This is a genomic window from Microcystis ichthyoblabe FBCC-A1114, from assembly GCF_050500245.1.
In the GTDB taxonomy this organism is placed as follows: domain Bacteria; phylum Cyanobacteriota; class Cyanobacteriia; order Cyanobacteriales; family Microcystaceae; genus Microcystis; species Microcystis ichthyoblabe_A.
Genome location: NZ_CP191408.1, coordinates 2,788,547 through 2,806,127 on the forward strand (window position 1 = coordinate 2,788,547; position 17,581 = coordinate 2,806,127).

Annotated in this window: 15 protein-coding genes, 1 tRNA gene and 3 pseudogenes; 12 read left to right on the forward strand and 7 right to left on the reverse strand. The window is 44.8% G+C overall.

Annotated features, from left to right (window positions below):
* Window positions 1-96 precede the first annotated feature (96 nt).
* Window positions 97-261: a hypothetical protein gene (locus ACQY1Y_RS13345; protein ID WP_002733784.1), complete on the forward strand. Its 165-nt coding sequence runs from the start codon at window positions 97-99 to the stop codon at window positions 259-261.
* Here the strand turns inward: ACQY1Y_RS13345 and ACQY1Y_RS13350 are convergent.
* Both ACQY1Y_RS13350 and ACQY1Y_RS13355 read right to left on the reverse strand, forming a co-directional pair.
* Entirely contained in the window at window positions 258-2,957 is a 2,700-nt protein-coding gene (locus ACQY1Y_RS13350) for a CBS domain-containing protein (protein ID WP_430012930.1), read from the reverse strand. The two genes, ACQY1Y_RS13345 and ACQY1Y_RS13350, sit on opposite strands and share 4 nt — an antisense overlap.
* 139 nt (window positions 2,958-3,096) lie before the next feature.
* Window positions 3,097-4,288: pseudogene (locus tag ACQY1Y_RS13355) on the reverse strand (RNA-guided endonuclease InsQ/TnpB family protein).
* A 107-nt stretch (window positions 4,289-4,395) separates the two neighbouring features.
* Between ACQY1Y_RS13355 and ACQY1Y_RS13360 the strand changes: the two are divergent.
* The 7 genes from ACQY1Y_RS13360 to ACQY1Y_RS13390 all read left to right on the forward strand — a co-directional run bounded on the left by ACQY1Y_RS13360 (window position 4,396) and on the right by ACQY1Y_RS13390 (window position 8,324).
* A complete protein-coding gene (locus ACQY1Y_RS13360) occupies window positions 4,396-4,845 on the forward strand; it encodes a CopD family protein (RefSeq protein WP_002732847.1) in 450 nt (149 codons plus the stop codon).
* Between the two features lie 369 nt (window positions 4,846-5,214).
* Window positions 5,215-5,403 (forward strand): photosystem II reaction center protein PsbZ, encoded by a 189-nt coding sequence (gene psbZ / locus ACQY1Y_RS13365; RefSeq protein WP_002732865.1) that lies wholly within the window; start codon window positions 5,215-5,217, stop codon window positions 5,401-5,403.
* Window positions 5,404-5,532: 129 nt separating this feature from the next.
* Window positions 5,533-6,078: a 6,7-dimethyl-8-ribityllumazine synthase gene (gene ribH / locus ACQY1Y_RS13370; RefSeq protein ID WP_002734236.1), complete on the forward strand. Its 546-nt coding sequence runs from the start codon at window positions 5,533-5,535 to the stop codon at window positions 6,076-6,078.
* Between the two features lie 29 nt (window positions 6,079-6,107).
* Window positions 6,108-6,344, forward strand: a complete 237-nt coding sequence (locus ACQY1Y_RS13375; protein WP_002775335.1) for a hypothetical protein — start codon at window positions 6,108-6,110, stop codon at window positions 6,342-6,344.
* Between the two features lie 71 nt (window positions 6,345-6,415).
* Window positions 6,416-6,487, forward strand: a tRNA-Gly gene (locus ACQY1Y_RS13380).
* A gap of 171 nt (window positions 6,488-6,658) precedes the next feature.
* Entirely contained in the window at window positions 6,659-7,066 is a 408-nt protein-coding gene (locus ACQY1Y_RS13385; protein ID WP_002733508.1) for a hypothetical protein, read from the forward strand.
* 10 nt (window positions 7,067-7,076) lie between these two features.
* Entirely contained in the window at window positions 7,077-8,324 is a 1,248-nt protein-coding gene (locus tag ACQY1Y_RS13390; protein WP_002731517.1) for a glutamate-5-semialdehyde dehydrogenase, read from the forward strand.
* Window positions 8,325-8,541: 217 nt separating this feature from the next.
* On the opposite strand, the gene arsM is transcribed toward ACQY1Y_RS13390, so the two are convergent.
* Window positions 8,542-9,516, reverse strand: a complete 975-nt coding sequence (gene arsM / locus ACQY1Y_RS13395; protein ID WP_176721618.1) for an arsenosugar biosynthesis arsenite methyltransferase ArsM — start codon at window positions 9,514-9,516, stop codon at window positions 8,542-8,544.
* A 258-nt stretch (window positions 9,517-9,774) separates the two neighbouring features.
* Here arsM and ACQY1Y_RS13400 point away from each other — a divergent pair, with 258 nt between their 5' ends.
* Window positions 9,775-11,457 (forward strand): hypothetical protein, encoded by a 1,683-nt coding sequence (locus ACQY1Y_RS13400; protein WP_430012931.1) that lies wholly within the window; start codon window positions 9,775-9,777, stop codon window positions 11,455-11,457.
* Between the two features lie 353 nt (window positions 11,458-11,810).
* On the opposite strand, the gene ACQY1Y_RS13405 is transcribed toward ACQY1Y_RS13400, so the two are convergent.
* From ACQY1Y_RS13405 to ACQY1Y_RS13415, 3 genes and pseudogenes are all read right to left on the reverse strand, one after another.
* Window positions 11,811-13,094: a TldD/PmbA family protein gene (locus tag ACQY1Y_RS13405; protein ID WP_004157944.1), complete on the reverse strand. Its 1,284-nt coding sequence runs from the start codon at window positions 13,092-13,094 to the stop codon at window positions 11,811-11,813.
* A 64-nt stretch (window positions 13,095-13,158) separates the two neighbouring features.
* Window positions 13,159-13,314 (reverse strand): annotated as a pseudogene (locus tag ACQY1Y_RS13410) (transposase); the annotation flags it as partial.
* A pseudogene (locus tag ACQY1Y_RS13415) lies at window positions 13,303-13,856 on the reverse strand (hypothetical protein); the annotation flags it as partial. The pseudogenes ACQY1Y_RS13410 and ACQY1Y_RS13415, both read right to left, overlap by 12 nt.
* Before the next feature lie 157 nt (window positions 13,857-14,013).
* Between ACQY1Y_RS13415 and menB the strand changes: the two are divergent.
* The 3 genes from menB (at window position 14,014) to ACQY1Y_RS13430 (ending at window position 16,322) form a co-directional block, all read left to right on the forward strand.
* Window positions 14,014-14,847, forward strand: a complete 834-nt coding sequence (gene menB / locus ACQY1Y_RS13420) for a 1,4-dihydroxy-2-naphthoyl-CoA synthase (protein WP_002732420.1) — start codon at window positions 14,014-14,016, stop codon at window positions 14,845-14,847.
* Between the two features lie 247 nt (window positions 14,848-15,094).
* On the forward strand, window positions 15,095-15,397 hold the full coding sequence (locus tag ACQY1Y_RS13425) for an RNA recognition motif domain-containing protein (protein ID WP_002799864.1): 303 nt from the start codon (window positions 15,095-15,097) through the stop codon (window positions 15,395-15,397).
* Between the two features lie 118 nt (window positions 15,398-15,515).
* Window positions 15,516-16,322 (forward strand): TylF/MycF/NovP-related O-methyltransferase, encoded by an 807-nt coding sequence (locus ACQY1Y_RS13430; RefSeq protein ID WP_430012932.1) that lies wholly within the window; start codon window positions 15,516-15,518, stop codon window positions 16,320-16,322.
* A 625-nt stretch (window positions 16,323-16,947) separates the two neighbouring features.
* Here ACQY1Y_RS13430 and ACQY1Y_RS13435 read toward each other — a convergent pair.
* Window positions 16,948-17,565: a DedA family protein gene (locus tag ACQY1Y_RS13435; RefSeq protein ID WP_002734739.1), complete on the reverse strand. Its 618-nt coding sequence runs from the start codon at window positions 17,563-17,565 to the stop codon at window positions 16,948-16,950.
* Window positions 17,566-17,581 lie beyond the last annotated feature (16 nt).

The following is a 17,581-nucleotide window of genomic DNA, read 5'->3' on the forward strand; positions in this document are numbered from 1 at the left end:
TTCTAGGCTATGATTACCTAACTTCTTTTCATTGTCAACAGGGGAAGCGATCGCTCGTTTCCCCGCTTGTCTATCTAATATCCCAAGGAGATTCTTGTGGCTAAACGTCGTAATTTGAAAAAAGAAAAAGCTGAACGCAACCGCGCCTACGCTCGTCAATTCCGGGCTGCTTCTAATCGTACCACCACCAGAGGAGGTAGAGGCGGTTATTCCAGCGATCAAAGACAATCTTCGGAAAATGAAGGGGCAGCCGATACCTAATCTGCTGACTTAGTTAATCTAGCAATAAAAGCCCTGGCTTCGCTTTTATTGCTGACTATTCCATCTAAAGTTGCCCCCAACACCGCCGCAAGTAACGATTTAAACCCGGGACCTGGTTGATAACCCAAAGCTTTAAGGTCATTGCCGTCGATAGGAGCCTCAATCTGCGACCATTTAGTTAAATATTGCCAGATTAAACCCCGAATCCTAGTCTGACTCCTCACCGCCACCAATAACAAACTAGGAACCTGATAACCATTGAAAAAGCTGACAATTTGACTAACGGGTCGATCATAAGCAAAATTATTGCTAATCTCCCTTTCCATAACTTCTAGTTTTTGTAAACGCTCCACAGTATCTTTAGGCAATTGTAAATTATTAGCGATCGCTATTCTTTCCCCCACAGCCAGAGAAGCGATTAATAATTCCAACCGCATTAACCAAGCATTCACTGGCAATTCCAGACTTAAACAATCTAACCAACGACTGAGACAGCGCAATTGTCGCCATAAAGCCCGATTTAAACTTAAATCCCCGTGTAAACAGTGCAAAGCCCCCAACTCGGCCAACTTTGCTAAGGCACTTTCCCAGTAATCCGCCTCTAAAATATAATTCAACTCCGCTTTTAAACGGGACTGTAAAGCGGGTGCATTCTGATTTTGTTGCCGTGAGCGATCATAAACTCCACTTTCGATCGCATACCTAATATAGCTTTCTGTCAAGGGTTCAATAACAAATCCTAACCGAGTGGCAAAACGCACCGCTCGATAGATGCGCGTCGGATCCTCGATAAAACTATTAGCGTGTAAAACCCGGATATTTTGGGCGCGTAAATCCAACATACCGCCAAAAAAGTCGAGTAATTCCCCCTCTTTCGGCGAAGTTAGGCGAATTGCCAGAGCATTAATTGTAAAATCCCTTCTATACAAATCCTGTCGAATCGAACTAGCCTCCACTTGGGGATTACTGGCAGGATAGGGATAGAATTCCGTGCGTGCCGTAGCGATATCCACCCATAACGAGCCAAAACGCTCATCTTTGTGCCATAACAAAGCCGCCGTCTGAAATTCCCCGTGAATCGATAACCGGGCCTCCGGATAAATTTCGCGTAAACAATTAGCCAATTCTACCCCCGCACCCACACCGGCGGCGCGATGGCAGCCATCCACCACTAAATCGATATCCTGTAACAATAAAGTATCCCTTTCTGTGGCTAACAATAAATCCCGCACCGCACCCCCAACCAGATAGAGATGCCAACCGCGTTTTTGAGCGGCAGCGGCGGCAGCTTGCAGGAATGACCATAAAATCGACTCTAAACGCTCTTTAATCGTCGGTAAAAGACAGGAAACCAAAGCAAACCCTTCAAAACGCACCCGCTCATTTTGATGAATCTGTCTTAATACATCTGTACGAGTGACGATACCGACTAACTGCCCGTTTTCTAGTACAGGTAAACGCCCCAAATCGTACGTTACCATCAGTGACTCGATTTCCTGAAGGGAAGTGTCGGGGGTAATAGTTTTCGGATTACAAGTCATGTATCCCTTCACAGGAGAGCGAGAAAAGCCGTGATGGAGAGCTAAATCGAGGTCACGACGAGAAATCACCCCAACTAAGCGATCCTGCTCATCTACCACCGATAACCCCGAATGGCCGTAACGGAAAAGGATGCGCTCGGCTTGAGATATGGAAGTATCGGGACGAATTGTCCGCACCGGAGAAGACATTAAATCCCTAGCGGTGGGAGAAGGGGGAATTTGGGCAATTAAGTCCCCCAGCAGTTGGTTTAACTGTTGAACTGGCTGAACATCGCGAAAACTCACCGAAGCGGCCTGAGCATGACCACCGCCGTTATAGGGGGAAAAAAGCTGATATAGATTCACTCCATCGATTCTAGAGCGACCAATCACAGTTAAACGCTGTCGGGACTTATCTTCCTCGTCTTTACTATAACTATGACCAAAAAGTAGCGCATCACTATCGGATAATTCCAGTAGGCGCTCGGCCACACTAGACAAACCGGGGATAAAATCGGCAGTATGGAGAAGAACGTGGGCGATTTTACGGTCATGGATCGTTTTAATCTCTAGATTTTCCCAAGCAAGGCTAAATAACTCCTGTAAGCGCGGGGAAAAACTCGGTTGACAGTATTGGGCGATCGTTTTAATGTTAGCAGCACAGGTCATTAACCAAGCCAAAGCATAGGCATCCCTGGGGGTACTACTGGCAAAAGTCAGGGAACCCGTGTCAACGTGAATACCGAGTGCCATTACCGTCGCTGCCATCGAGTTTGGTTTAATCTGGGCTTTTTGTAAAGCTTCGACAATTAAAGTCGTGGTGGCTCCCACCGCTTCTAAATGGACGCTAGAGGCATGAATATCACTTTCACTATCCAAATGATGATCATACAATTCGATCGCCTGTAAATGCCCTAAATCGAGCCACTGGGAGGCTTTTCCCAGACGCTCTCGCCACTGATTATCAACGATAATTAAAGAGCGAATCTGGGACGGATTGACACTACGCATTTCAATTAAAGCGAATTCATCCCGATGCAGGGCTAAAAATTCCCTTACTGTTGGGTGCGCTCCCCCCGTTAACACAATGCGACTACCCGCTTTCAGCAACGATAAACCCACCGCTGCCCCCAAAGCGTCAAAATCCGCCGTTTGATGACATAAAATTAAATCCATATTTTTTAGTAAGGAGAAGTTATCGGGATTTTTTCTGTATCTATTGTTACTAAATGCTCGGCAATAACCGGGTCAAGAACTATAAGTTAGCAAATCTTGACATCCTCGCCGCCGTAAAACGGACGGCGATTCCCAAACCTCACGATTTGGGTTTCTGCTTCTTTCCCGAAGGATTTTTCGCACCTGCCTTACTTAACAGATTTACTCTGTTCTGGTCTTATGGTCGCTCTACAGACTGACACCGCAAGCCCTGCGGCCAAAATATTTTTACTTGCGTTAATATCTCGGTCATGGTGAATCCCACAGATTGGACAGTCCCACTGTCGAACATTTAACGGCATTTTCTCAGCAATATACCCGCAATTACTACACCTTTTAGAACTGGGAAACCATCTATCTATTTCGATGTAGTTTCTCCCATACCAACGGCATTTATAGGCTAATTGTCGGGTGATTTCTCCCCAACTAACGTCAGATATTGCCTGAGATAACTTGGGTTTTTTGACCATATTCTTGACGGCTAAGTTTTCAACTACAATCGTTTGGTTTTCACGAACTAATTGAGTGGTTAGCTTATGTAAATGGTCTTTTCTGTTATCAGTAATTTGGGCGTGAATTCTGGCTACTTTGATTCTCGCTTTTTCCCGATTTTTTGACCCTTTCTGTTTTCTAGAAAGGCTTTTTTGTGCCTTTCGCAGTCTCCGATAATGCTTTTTAAAGTGCTTAGGATTAGATACTTTATCGCCATCGCTGGTAATCACAATGCTACTAATTCCTAAGTCAATTCCGATGGCTTTATCTGTTACTGGTAATGGCTTAATTGTTAGGTCATCAAATCTAATTGAAATATGCCAACGTCCAGAAGGATGTAATCTGACTGTTACTGTGCTTGGTTCACAGCTTTCTGGTATTTGTCTTGACCATCGAATAGGTAAAGGTTCCGTGCATTTGGCTAAATAGATTTGTTTGTCTTTAAATTTAAAAGCAGACTTAGTAAATTCGGCACTTCCTCCTTGATGTTTTTTCTTAAAGTTAGGATACTTAGTACGACCAGCAAAGAAATTAGTAAAAGCTGTTTGTAAATGTCTTAACCCTTGTTGTAAGGGTACACAGCTAACTTCGTTGAGAAAGTTTAATTCTTCTTGTTTTTTCCACTCGGTTAGCATTGAAGAAGTTTGAACATATCCTACTCTTTCTTGTCTTTCATACCAAGCTTGTGTTCTGAGATGGAGAGCTTTGTTGTAAACTAATCTTACACAGCCCAATGTGCGCCGCAATAGCGACTCTTGTTCCGGTGTGGGGTAAAATCGGTAAGAATAGGCTTTTTCCATACCTCACATTTTAGCATATATTTCGTAAATGTTCTAATATTTAACAGTAAAGCCGTCGTAGAACGACGGGGTTTCAGACCCAAATTTTCGATGACTGAGAGAAACCGATGTTGTTCAAAATTTTAGTAATTCTCCACACCCTAGGGGCGACCGTCTGGGCCGGTGGGCATTTATTGTTGGCAGTCACCGTTCTACCCCAGGCCCTCAAAAACCGAGAACCAGACCGAATTCGTCAATTTGAGCAATATTTTGAAAGTTTTGGGTTATCTGCGCTATTGTTGCAGGTAATAACAGGCCTGGGACTGACTTGGATTTATTTGCCCGGATTTCGTGATTTTTGGTCATTTGATAGTTTTTTATCGGTTTATATAGGAATTAAGTTAGCTTTACTGTTATTAACTCTCATCTTGGCCCTTCATTCCCGCTTTTTTCTCATTCCTAAACTGAGCGAGGAAAACTTAAATTTCCTCGCCCTGCACATAGTCGCCGTCACCACTCTAGCAGTATTGTTCGTCATTTTTGGCGCTGGCATCCGTTTGGGAGGCCTTGACCATTAGCTTTTAGCAGTTCAGCAGTCTGGACATCTTTCTAGGGCAGCTTTGGCGAAAACGCGAAAATACTGTAATCTGAGCAGGGTATCACAGAGAGTCAATTCCCCCACCTAACCCTTGCCATGCTGCTTTTGACAAGGATAGACACTGGAAAAAAGTTTTCAGCCCCGCTGGGGCTGGGTAGTCACTGGCAGTAAAATTAAAATGCTCGTGGATTCAGTCTGACAGGGATATCTCCTGGGAAACCCTGATTCAGGGAGGACTTAGAGAAAGGATCGTCCAGTTAAGTTGAGTGGAAGCGAGGCTCTTCCATACAAGTATCAAATCTGGGAGAATTATCTAGATAAAGATCAACTGCTTTAGGAGAACCCAATCATGTCTATTGTTTTTCAATTTTTTCTCATTGCCTTAGTTTTATTTTCCTTGCTGATGGTGATTGGTGTCCCCGTTGCCTATGCTTCCCCCCAAAACTGGGATCAATCGAAACCCCTTCTCTATGTGGGTTCGGCAATTTGGGCGATTTTAGTCGTTGCCGTCGCTATTTTAAACTTTTTAGTGATTTAGTCTTGATCAGGGGGACGGGGGACAGGAGTCAGGAGCCAGTCGTCAGGAGTCAGTCGTCAGGAGTCAGTATTCTCCCCACACCCCACACCCCACACCCCACTTCTCCCCAACCCCTAACCCCTTTTACCTATGACTGTTTTTGAGGGAAATTTTACAGAGGATATATCGTCCTTGCACTTTGCGATCGTGATTGGTCGTTTTAATGATCTGGTCACTGATAAACTGTTATCAGGCTGTCAAGACTGTCTCAAGCGTCACGGGGTTGATGTCAATCCCGATGGCACCCAAGTCGATTATATCTGGGTACCGGGTAGCTTTGAAGTGCCAATGGTAGCCCGTCAAGTCGCTCTTTCCCACCGTTACGATGCCGTTATTTGTCTAGGGGCAATTATTCGCGGACAAACGCCCCATTTTGACTACGTTGCTGCCGAGGCTGCTAAAGGCATCGCTGCGGCCGCTTTTCAGACAGGTGTTCCCGTTGTCTTCGGTATTCTCACCACTGATACTCTACAACAGGCCCTCGAACGGGCCGGGATTAAAAGTAATTTGGGCTGGAATTATGGCCTATCTGCCCTAGAAATGGCTAGTCTCATGCGTCAATTGCGCCCCCGGGATGAAGATAAACCCCTAGAATTATTGGAAAATAATCCCCCACAGGCACTGATGGAAGGCTAAGAAAATTCCCCCAGCATTTAGGGTTTTAGTTGTCCCCACTCCCCGCTGTCGAGAGAATCAAGACTCTGGAATTAGATTTAGAACCAGAGGGGCCGATTACGGCAGCTTTTGAGGCTATGGAACGCCCTATCACTGAAAAATTCGCCGCCATTGACAAGTGCTTTGATCGCTTGCAACATCAGTTCAACCGACTACAGGCTAAGATAGAAGTGGTTCTCGAAGCTATTACCGGTTTGGGGGATTGGCCAGAAGATGAATTATTGTAAAAAAATGCTCCAAACCACTTGACAAATGCTCTGAGATTTGGGATGCTTAGGGAAGTGTAAAAAAACGGCTTGCGGGCATAGCTCAGTGGTAGAGCGTCACCTTGCCAAGGTGAATGTCGCGCGTTCGAATCGCGTTGCCCGCTTGAAAAAATCTTGAAATAGCTCTTAAGATTAGTAGGAATAATTTAGGGATATCCCTTAAGATGGGAATTATCCGTGAGCAATAGGGTTGAGGATTTTGGGCAACCATTGAATCCCTGAGCTATTGACCACGAGCGACTAAAAACAACCGTTTATAAACAAAAATTTAGCTTGTGCGACCGCATAAATATACCAAAATCGACCTACACCAAGACTATCCTTGTCCCTGTCGTCGGAAAGGGACATTATGCCCGATTTTATTGACCGATGCCTTTGGCTGCGATCGCTGTCAACAGATATTTGTGGTACAGGAAAACGGCCAAATTATCGAACAATTAGCCCCCCACTATCCCTATAAACGCAGTTGGCGCTGGACGGGATTTCGTTGGGTGAGTACGAATCGGCGCCTTGCACAAGAGGTATTACCCCTGATGGTGGGGATAATTCTGTTATTATCGGTCGTCTGGCTACCCTTAATTTTAAAATCACCGCCAGGGGTAAGCGTGATTTTTGGGGCAATTCTAGTTATGCTATTAGTTATTTTGCCCGCGTTAATCTTTTGGTTAGCCTATCGACGCTAGACAAGAATCTATGATCGAAAGTTCCTCCATCCCCCCCCTGACGATCTTTAAGCAAGCATACAATGCTTTTCTGGCTCTAGGTCAATTTAATGGCAATGAAAGAAATCGCGGAGTAATTGCGATCGCTAATGCCATTAAAACTGGCTTTGATCGTATTTTAGAAGCCAATACCCTCGATTTAGAAGTCAGTCGAGAGATGGCTGTCTCAGAACAAATGATTCGCTGGCTACGGTTAACTCCCGAACGTTTAGAGACGACGGTGGAGGTATTACAACAACTAGCGGAAGCATCGGATCCGCTGCAACAGGTAATTAACGCAGCCTATCAACTCAATCCTTCCCAAACCTATTGCCAAAGGATGCCTTTAGGAGTGATTGCCTTCGTCTATGAAGGTTTTCCGGAATTAGCGATGGTAGCGGCGGGATTTTCCCTAAAAAGTGGCAATAGTTTGATTATTCGCGGTTCCAATGCCTCTAGTCATTCCGATGAGGTGATTACGGAAATTATCCAAGAAGCATTGGAAGATGTGGGTTTACCCGTGGATTGTGTGAGTGGTTTACCCTGTGATTCTAGTCCCTCCCTAGAGGAGTTGCTGACCCAGGAAAATTATGTTAATTTGATTATTCCCTACGGTCGCCCTAGTTTAATCGGTCGCGTGAGTCAATTGGCTACCGTTCCCGTTTTGCGTGCGGCCATGGGAAACTGTTATTTGTACTGGTCTCCTAGTGGCGACTTGGAGTTAGCTCGTCAGGTAATTATCGATAGTCATGGCAGCATACCAGATCCGGTTAACGCGATCGAAAAAGTTTTAATTAGTCCCCATCACAATTCTTCAACTTTAAGTCGTTTGTTTAAAAGTTTGCAGGAAAAAGGCTTTAAATTGCGGGGAGATACCCGATTAGCGGCGGATTTTCCCGAACATTTAACTATTACTACCGATAATGATTGGCAAAGACCCTATTTAGAAAAAACGGTGGCCTTTAGGTTAGTGGATACCCTCACTGATGCGATCGCTTGGATTAATAAGTATAGTAGCGGTCATGCGGATTGTATTGTCACCGAATCCTATCGAGAAAGTCGTCAATTCGCCATGGAGTCCGATAGTGCTTTAGTTTATATCAATTCTTCACCCCGATTTGATCGCAATCCCAAACAGGGAGAATCGGTATTTTTGGGCATTTCCAACCAAAAAGGCCAGCGCCGGGGGTTAATCAACCTAGAAACCTTTACCACCCTTAAACAGGTAGTGCAAGGCTAGTTTTTTTCAGTGTTGCCAAAGGCACGGCGTAGCCGTCCAGTGAACAGTAAACAGTAATCAGTGAACTGAAAACTCACATCTGATAACTGATAACTGGTAACTGAAAACTGAAAACTGGTAACTGGTAACTGAAAACTGGTAACTGGTAACTGATAACTGATAACTGATAACTGATAACTGATAACTGAGGGATCGAACTTGCCTCGACCGTACTTTTTTAACAGCAACCGCCCCCATTATAGTGCCAAGTGGACTCGGTGATGAGGATATCTTGGGGAGACAAACGAGCTAAGTTGCTCGCAGTTTTATCACAGACGGCCACTGGTAATCCTTTGGCTAAAATATGCCCAGCACCATCATCAAAAATTGCCTCCGTACCAGTATAAATAGCAGTTTTGCCGGTAAAAATACAGGCCCCATCTTCGGGAATAGCTACTTTAAAAGCAACGGAATCCAAACTTTCTAAGAGGAGCGGCTTGGCTAAATTATAACTCTGACAGTCCAGTAAACGATAGGGACGACGGGCCCGAATTTCTACCTGACCAAAACCAGCAGCAATCAACTGTTGAATATAATCATCGTAGGTCAAGGCCCCCGATAGACACATAGCCCTTAAACGCTGATCTTCTTGCAAATGTTCAGGAATTGGACGAGGGGCGATCGGATCACTCATCAGTAAACGTCCTCCCGGTTTTAAGACGCGAAAAGCCTCGCGTAAAGCTAACTGTAAATCGGCTGGTTTAAAGATATTAAAAAGACAATTCTGCGCCACTACATCGACGGAGGCATCCTCCACCGGCAATTCAAAAGCGGAACCATCTTTAATTTCCACAAAATCGAGACTAAACCAGGGATTTTCTGGCAGTGCTTCGCCGAGATTTCTTTGGGCTGCCCAACGCATTTCCGGCACTGGATCCACCGCAATGACTCCCCCCGGACGACGGGAAAAATAGGCGAATTGCAGTGCTTCTAAACCACCACCCACACCCACATACAAAACCCTGGGAGAATTGCCCAATTCATTAACCTGCACCGTCGTGCCACAACCATAGTTCATCTCCTGCATAATGGCGGGGATTTTTAACCCCGGCAGTTGCAAAGGACTGCTTTGAACACAACATAGCCCCACTTCGGGAGCTTGGGCTACTTCGCTGTAAAATTTGGCAGTAGCTTCCAGATAAGTCATTTTCATCCTTTAAACTCCTTTTCTCTGATCAATTCAAGGACTTACTTCGCATCCTCGCCCAACGCTATCTTAGCAGGGTAGATCGGCACCCCCCTGATCAAGAGCGGATTTCAGGAGGGATCGAACCTAAAATCCCTTTTTAATTTAATTATAACCAGCTACTTAGCTGCATATCGAGGGATTTCTTCATCCCCAAACCGATCGAGAAGTTACCGGGTTAATCTAGGATTAGCTCCTGTTGACGGCTGTAGAGAGGACAGAAATATGATACTGACAATAATCGATCGCCTTACGGAAACCAACCCGCAAATTATGCGAGAATGGCAAGGAAGATTAACCCCGAAAAATATCTCGATCGCCTCGATTATCTCCCTTGTTGGTCAATTATTAGTTTACTTGTACTATCAAAATCTCTTGCCAGTAGGAGCGGGATTTAGTCGTTACTGTACCGCTAATCCCCCCAATAACAACGACTATTATCCCTATAGTGGGCTTAAATACTGTATCCAAGACTTAAATGGTCAATGGATGATTATCTCCCGGTTATGGTGGTTAGATATCTTCACTTTTCTGAGTATTACCGGCATTTTCGCTCTTTTAGTGGTGGGAACCTATCAATTAATTGCCGATCTTTCTGGGGAAGAGCGCCGAGGTACACTTAATTTTATCCGTCTGAGTCCCCAACCCGCCAAAACGATTTTTATCGGCAAAATTTTCGGGGTTCCCATTCTCCTCTATCTCGTCTGTCTTCTCGCTTTACCCTTTCACTTGGGGGCGGGTTTATTAGCAGGTATTCCCTTGTCGTTAATTTTAGCCTTCTACGCGGTTCTGATCGCTAGTTGTGCCTTTTTCTATCATGCTGCCCTTAGTTTCGCTTTAGCCACGCCATGGTTAGGAGGATTTCAACCCTGGTTAGGCAGTGCTACAGTCTTAATCTTTGTGTTTTATAGCAGTATTTTTACTTTATCGGGCTATGGCGGTTCCCGTACCCCCTTTGATTGGTTAATTCTCTTTAATCCTAGTTTTTTCCTTCCCTATCTAGTTAAATCTACCTTTCTCCCCCCCGATGCGGTACGCTATCTAGGAATCTCACAAATCTTCGATCTGCGTTGGTACGGTCAATCTCTCTGGCAATCGGTTATAATGGGTATTGGCTTAATTTTGCTCAATTTCGCCCTCTGTACCTACGGTTTAACCAGAATTATCCAGCGTCGCTTCCATAATCCCCTCGTTACTCTTATTAGTAAACCCCAAAGTTACTGGATGATGGGCTGTTTTAGCGCCATTAGCCTAGGTTTTGTCTTCCAAACTCTGGAACCGAGCTATCTTTTCGATAATTTTGTCATTCTTAGCGTTTTTGTGGCAATTTTTGGCTTGTTAATCCTTTTTGCCCTCACTCCCCCCCGTCAAACTCTCCAAGATTGGGCGCGCTATCGTCATCTGCAAGGAAAAACGGGCATTAGTCTGGGGAAAGCTCTAATCTTTGGCGAAAAAAGCCCTTCTACCCTAGCCATGGCTGTTAACGTCGCCATTGCCATTTTATTCATCCTTCCCGCTATTTTTATCGCCCCTCTCCATCAATATAAACTAGCCACTGCAGCCGGGTTTCTCTTGGCAATGAACATGATTTTAGTCTATGCCGCTATCGCCCAATTATTGATGTTAGGCAGCACAAATAAACGCGCTTTGCTGGCAGCCACTAGCATCGGCATTTTGATTATTTTCCCCTTCCTCTGTTTCGCTGTCCTGCGAGTTGATCCCAGTCAATCTCCGCTTTTATGGTTTTTTACTTTTCTTCCCATTGCCGCTACTCAATACGCTACACTTCCCTCTTTCGCTTTGGCAATCTTCGGTCAGTGGTTGGGTTTAACCCTCCTCGGATGGCAAATTAATCGGCAATTAAATCGCCTTGGTGCCTCGGCAACTAAAGCGTTAATGCCAAGCTGAAAAATACCGACTCACATCGGTTAAATTTTTTTCCAAAAAAGCTTGACAAAACCCCACGACTTGACAGATAATTTCTTATAGAATGGGAATCCGTGCCTACCTGCGAACCCCTTATTTTCAGGTCAAATAAAGCCCCAAAAAATTAAGCATTGTTAGATCAGAATAGGAAAGATGCAGTGCAATCCTTAGCTATCACAGTAATTTTAGTTCCGGTGCTGATTCGGAGCATCTTTCAATTTGACAACGCCTATTGTAGGGCTAATTCTGGAATTAGCCCTACACCTAGTAATTTCAGTGGTCAGTAAACAGTGAACAGTAATCGGTCAACTGATAACTGATAACTGATAACTGATTTAACCCACCACCGATAAACTATCAACAATTAGCGAGGGGGTATAACAGGAACCATTCCATTGATTATCGGACCCCAAAGCGATTAAATTCTGCAAAGCGGTATAAACATTTCCCGTCACCATTGTATCTTTAACTCGTCCGGTGATTTTGCCCTTTTCTATGCGATAACCCAGATCGATATTGACAGAAAAATCGCCCGAAATATCGGCCCCATGACCTAAAATTTGGTCAATAACTAGACCTTCATCTATTTGCGAGATTAAATCCTCTAAAGTTCCCTCTCCCGGTGCCACGATTAGATTAACTAAATCTGGCATAGGATAAACCCCTAACCCGGGACGAAAACCGTTTCCCGTCGGAGTAGTTTTTAATAGTCTGGCTGTGGTACGATCGCTATAGAATTCTTTAACTCTACCTCGTTCAATTAAAGATAAAAATTTGGTGGGAGTTCCCTCATCATCAAAGGGACAACTATAGGGTTCTCGCTCCGGTTGTTGAGATAAAGTCAACTGTTCTGACATAACCAATTGACCGATTTTATCACTCCAGGGCGAGGATTTTTCTAAGATCTGTTTACCATTTAAAGCCATCGCCACCGTACCCCATAACAGGGTAACTGCATTAGCAGTCAATAAAATTGGTAATTTACCTGTGGGACTATCCACATTATTGGCGGCCCATTGTAGTCGCTGCAATAACTGTTTAATTACGGTTTCGGGATGAGGTGTACTGCGAGTATATTCCCCATCATAAACCGCGAGAAAATCCTCCCCCCGCACCCATTCAATCCCCAGATAATAACTCAAAGCTGTATCGGTATATTGACAATATAAACCCTGGGAATTAACTAAACGGGTGATTTCCCGTTCACATTCCCATTCACCACTACAAATAACCTCAGGATAAACTTGGCGAATTTGGCCAATCATTTGATTACCCATCTCGATTAAAGATTCTACCGCCACATCCTGGCCAATCGGGTCATAAATTGCCTGTCGTGGTGCCGAAAATTCGATTTCTTCGGGGGCATTGAGATAGGATAAATTTAACGCTGTTTCTACTAAAATTTCCGGTTCCACATCACCATAACCCACCGCTAACCCCGGACAACCCTCGCGCCATAATCTTAAGGCAGTTCCCACAGATTCGGAACTTTCTAGCTGTTTGAGACGATTAGCCTCAAAAAAAACGGGATGGGAAAGGGAGGAAGATTGATAAACTTCGGCTGCCACTGCTCCCGATTTGAGAGCCAGTTCGATGAGTTGTTGCGGATCGATCGTCATGGTGATAGTTTTTGAGATAATGGCTATCTGATTAGCGAAAATTTGGGTTTAAAACCCCTTCGTTTCACGACAGCTTTTCTTGATCTCTAATATAGCACTTAAGAACTGCCAATGGCACACCTCCCACAGAAGAAACAAAATAACTAGGAGACCAAAGAGCATCTTTCCCATCTGATTGAGGATAAGCAGCTTGTTTATATCTGCGACTAGAAACCGCTCTTTCTACCTGCTCTGGTTTAAGGATTTTCAAATTCGTTCTTTTGGCAAAAAATTGTCTCAATAGTCCATTGGTATGCTCGTTTAATCCCCTCTCCCACGAATGATAAGAAGTAGTAAAATAAAAATCTGCTCCTAGTTTCTGATACCATTTCTCTAAATGAAAACTACACATCGAATTTAAATCCCCCTTTAAGTTCCCTTTTTTAAGGGGGATTTAGGGGGATTAAACTTCTGTAGTCAGACTTTGGAGAATTGGTATGACTCAACTCTTGATGTCCACAAAATTCTTTAACCTTGTCACAAGTAAAGGTTTTTCTTTGGTCAGGGTGAATCTCTTGGGAAAGTTTTTCTGTGACAAGGTTTGATTTCCGATGCGGTTTTGTTTTTGGCTAATCCTGCTACTAAAAATTTCGAGGCTTTGTCCATATATGTAACGATAATTCCTCGATAATTTCCTCCAATCATTGTGTCACTTTCCCAATAACCGATTTCGGTTTTATGGTCAGCAATTGCTGGTCGCTCGCTGATATCTACACGACTAGGATCAATATATTTTGAGTAAATACCCAGAAAACATCAAGAAGGGAGTCAGGTTTAAACCTTGTCCGTCAACTATCCATTCCCCTATTCTGGCGCTCCCCGCTTCAACGTGGGGGACAAAATGAGGTAAGGTAAAAAAGCTGTGCCTATAACCGAGACTATGAGCGTTGAATGGCAATCCGTCAAAACCTACGAGGATATTCTTTACCATAAATGGGGGGGAATCGCCAAAATTACCATCAATCGCCCCCATAAGCGTAATGCCTTCCGTCCGAAGACAGTTTTTGAGCTTTACGACGCTTTCTGTGATGCTCGCGAGGATGCGCGCATTGGGGTGGTATTGCTCACGGGTGCAGGTCCCCACAGCGATGGCAAATATGCTTTTTGTTCCGGCGGCGATCAGACGGTGCGCGGTCAGGCGGGTTATATTGGCGATGATGGCGTACCCCGGCTCAATGTGCTGGATTTACAGAAATTAATTCGCTCCATCCCCAAGGTAGTTATCGCGCTGGTGGCAGGTTATGCGGTCGGGGGCGGTCATGTTTTACACTTGGTTTGTGATTTAACCTTAGCAGCGGATAACGCCATTTTTGGCCAGACCGGTCCGAAAGTGGGCAGTTTTGACGGCGGTTTTGGCTCTAGTTATCTGGCCCGGGTAGTGGGTCAAAAAAAAGCTCGCGAGATTTGGTTTCTCTGTCGGCAGTATAACGCCCAACAAGCGTTAGCAATGGGTTTGGTTAACCATGTCGTCCCAGTAGAGGAATTAGAGCAGGAAGGGATTAAATGGTCCTTAGAAATTCTCGAAAAAAGTCCCTTGGCGATTCGCTGCCTAAAATCGGCTTTTAATGCTGATTGTGATGGTCAAGCGGGTTTACAGGAGTTAGCGGGTAATGCCACTTTACTCTACTATATGACCGCCGAAGGGGCTGAAGGTAAACAGGCTTTCCTCGAAAAACGTCCCCCCGATTTTAGTCAATATCCTTGGCTACCCTAATCAGTGAGCAGTAAACAGTAAACAGTAATCAGTGAAAAGAAAGCAGAAAACTGCCCTATAATACTGCTCACTTAATACTCCCTACTCCTACTGATAACTGATCACTGATAAGCTATGCTAGTTTAGAGAGAGTAGTTAGGTTCGGTAGCAGCATTGGTTTCAAACAGAAGTGGTTTTTCCCTGATGGCCTTGACTGGGTTGTGTCCGATCTCCTTCTCGAAATGGCTGTGATATTGGGAGACAATCCATGACGATTTACGTTGGTAATCTGGTTTATGACGTCACGACAGATGACTTGAAAGAGGTATTCGCTGAATACGGCACGGTTAGTCGCGTTTACTTGCCCGTAGATCGGGAAACGGGTAAAATGCGCGGTTTTGGTTTTGTGGAAATGTCCTCCGATGAGGAAGAAGCAAAAGCGATCGAAACTCTTGACGGGGCCGAATGGATGGGACGACAGATGAAAGTCAACAAAGCTCGTCCCAAAGAAGATAATTTTGGCGGTGGTGGCGGTGGTGAGCGCAAAAACTTCGGGCGCCGGGAACGTTAAACAGATTCTTGGAAAATTCCAGAAGCGGTTATTTCTGATAACCGCTTTCTTATCGATAATTAATAAATCTGCGTTTGTTTTCTAACATCCTAATACCCATTTTAAATGGGTAACAGCTATGAATGATCAATCCATTGCTCTGACCTCGTCCTTGATCGAGGATGAACCACTCCACCGCACATCGGAGCTGCCGATCTGGTTCGATAATTTCGCTAATCTGGCACAGGCCTACGAGGGAAAGCTCAACGAGTCCGATCCCGTAATAGAGCCTAACGATCTTCGTCTGCATCTATTAACCACATTGCTCGGCACGCCTCCTTCAGAGGCCTATTATCTCGTGCAGGGTTTAGCCCGGTGTCGGGAGGTAGAGGGCGATGTGTGCGAGTTTGGTGTGGCGCAGGGAGAAACCTCCGCACTGATCGCCAATGAAATCGCCGGAACGGACAAGACCTTACATCTATTCGATTCCTTTCAAGGTTTGCCCGCCCCCTCGGAAAAAGATCACTTGCTCCACGATATTTTCGATTTGGGGAATATGGAAGCCTATAGGGGAAAAATGCGATGCCGTGAGGGAATGGTTCTAGAGCGATTACGGAAGATTTCTTTTCCCGAACATCGCTATGTAATTCACAAAGGATTTTTTGATCGAATCCTCGAGCGAGGGGAAAATTTACCAGCGAGGGTTTCTTTCGCCTATGTGGATTTCGATCTGTACGAACCAATCAAACAGGTACTAGAGTTTCTCCACCCGATCACCCCCCCCGGAGCGATTATCATCGTCGATGACTACGGTTTCTTTTCTTCGGGCCCAAAGACGGCTGTAGATGAATTTATTCAAGATAAAAATGATCGGGAAAAGGTCTATGAGTACATGATTCCAGATACTCGATACGGACATTTCATCGTTTTGACGAAAAAAGGCTAACAGACGCAAAGATATCCGTTCGTCTGTACCCGTAAATTGCCTGTGAATATCCGATGTGTCGGGGGTAAATACAGAACCAAACCCTATTTAGGGTTTGCGGCAAAAAGTTTTTCGTGGGGGTAGGGTGTGGGGTGTGGGGTGTAGGGTTTTACCGATTTTGAGGGGGTCAATTACCTAATTTTCAGGGAAAAAGTCCCTGAATTTTCCCCCCGATCACTCCCATATTTGGTACTTTTGGATTGACAAAAAGTCTAAAAGTCTTACCCAACAAGGTTTTTAGATTTATTCAGCCAACCCTAAATAGGGTTGGCTGAATATCAGTTTAAGCCTTGCTATAAAATGGTTTTGGGACTTTTTTGGCTAAAAAAGTCCCAGAAACGAACGTTGAGAAATGGGAATGGGGACTCAAAACCCTTGCACTTTCGCTCTTCGATTGGGAAGGGTTCCACTTGCAGACGTGCGAGGTCATTCTGTTATTCTGACTTCCCCTCCCGACGACCGGCTACTGACGACCGACTCCTGACCCCAGCCTAGTACTTTTTCAGCAAACCCTAGGTAGTTGGGGAATCTGCCACAACCAATCGATATTCCGACGCAACAAACGCACCAGCTCCCCGTCATGGCCTTAAACCGCCGTTTTCCGTGACTCAAGGATGGGGTGAATAATTGTCCAGGCTAGGACGATAATTAAAGCCAAGATACCAAAACGAGCCATAGAACTGACTAACTGGTGCAAGGGGAACAAACGGCCTAAAAAGAAAGACAATGTCACCATAATCGTCGCCCACACCGTCGCCCCACCGAGATTACAGAGGAAAAAGCGACCGTAGGGCATTCGGGCAATTCCCGCCATGGGACCGGCAAAGATTCTTAACAAAGCCACGAAGCGACCGAAAAAGACCGCCCGGGGTGCATTTTTACTAAATTGATCCTTGGCTAATTCTAGTTTTTGAGGCGGAATCCGAAAGAATTTGCCAACTTTTAACAAAAACGGCCAACCTCCAGCGCGACCGAGCCAATAGCCAAAATTATCGCCCAAAACTGCTCCTGTAATTGCGCTGACTAAAACTAACCAATAGTTTAAATCACCGCTACCGGCAAGGAAGCCGCCGACAATGGTGATGGTTTCTCCCGGGATGGGAATCCCCGTATTTTCCAGGGTGATGCCGATAAATACTGCCCAGTATCCGTATTGGTGGGCGATTTCTTCAATATTTTCTAGGGATAATAGCTCTAGGGACATGGAGCGCTTTCTTAAC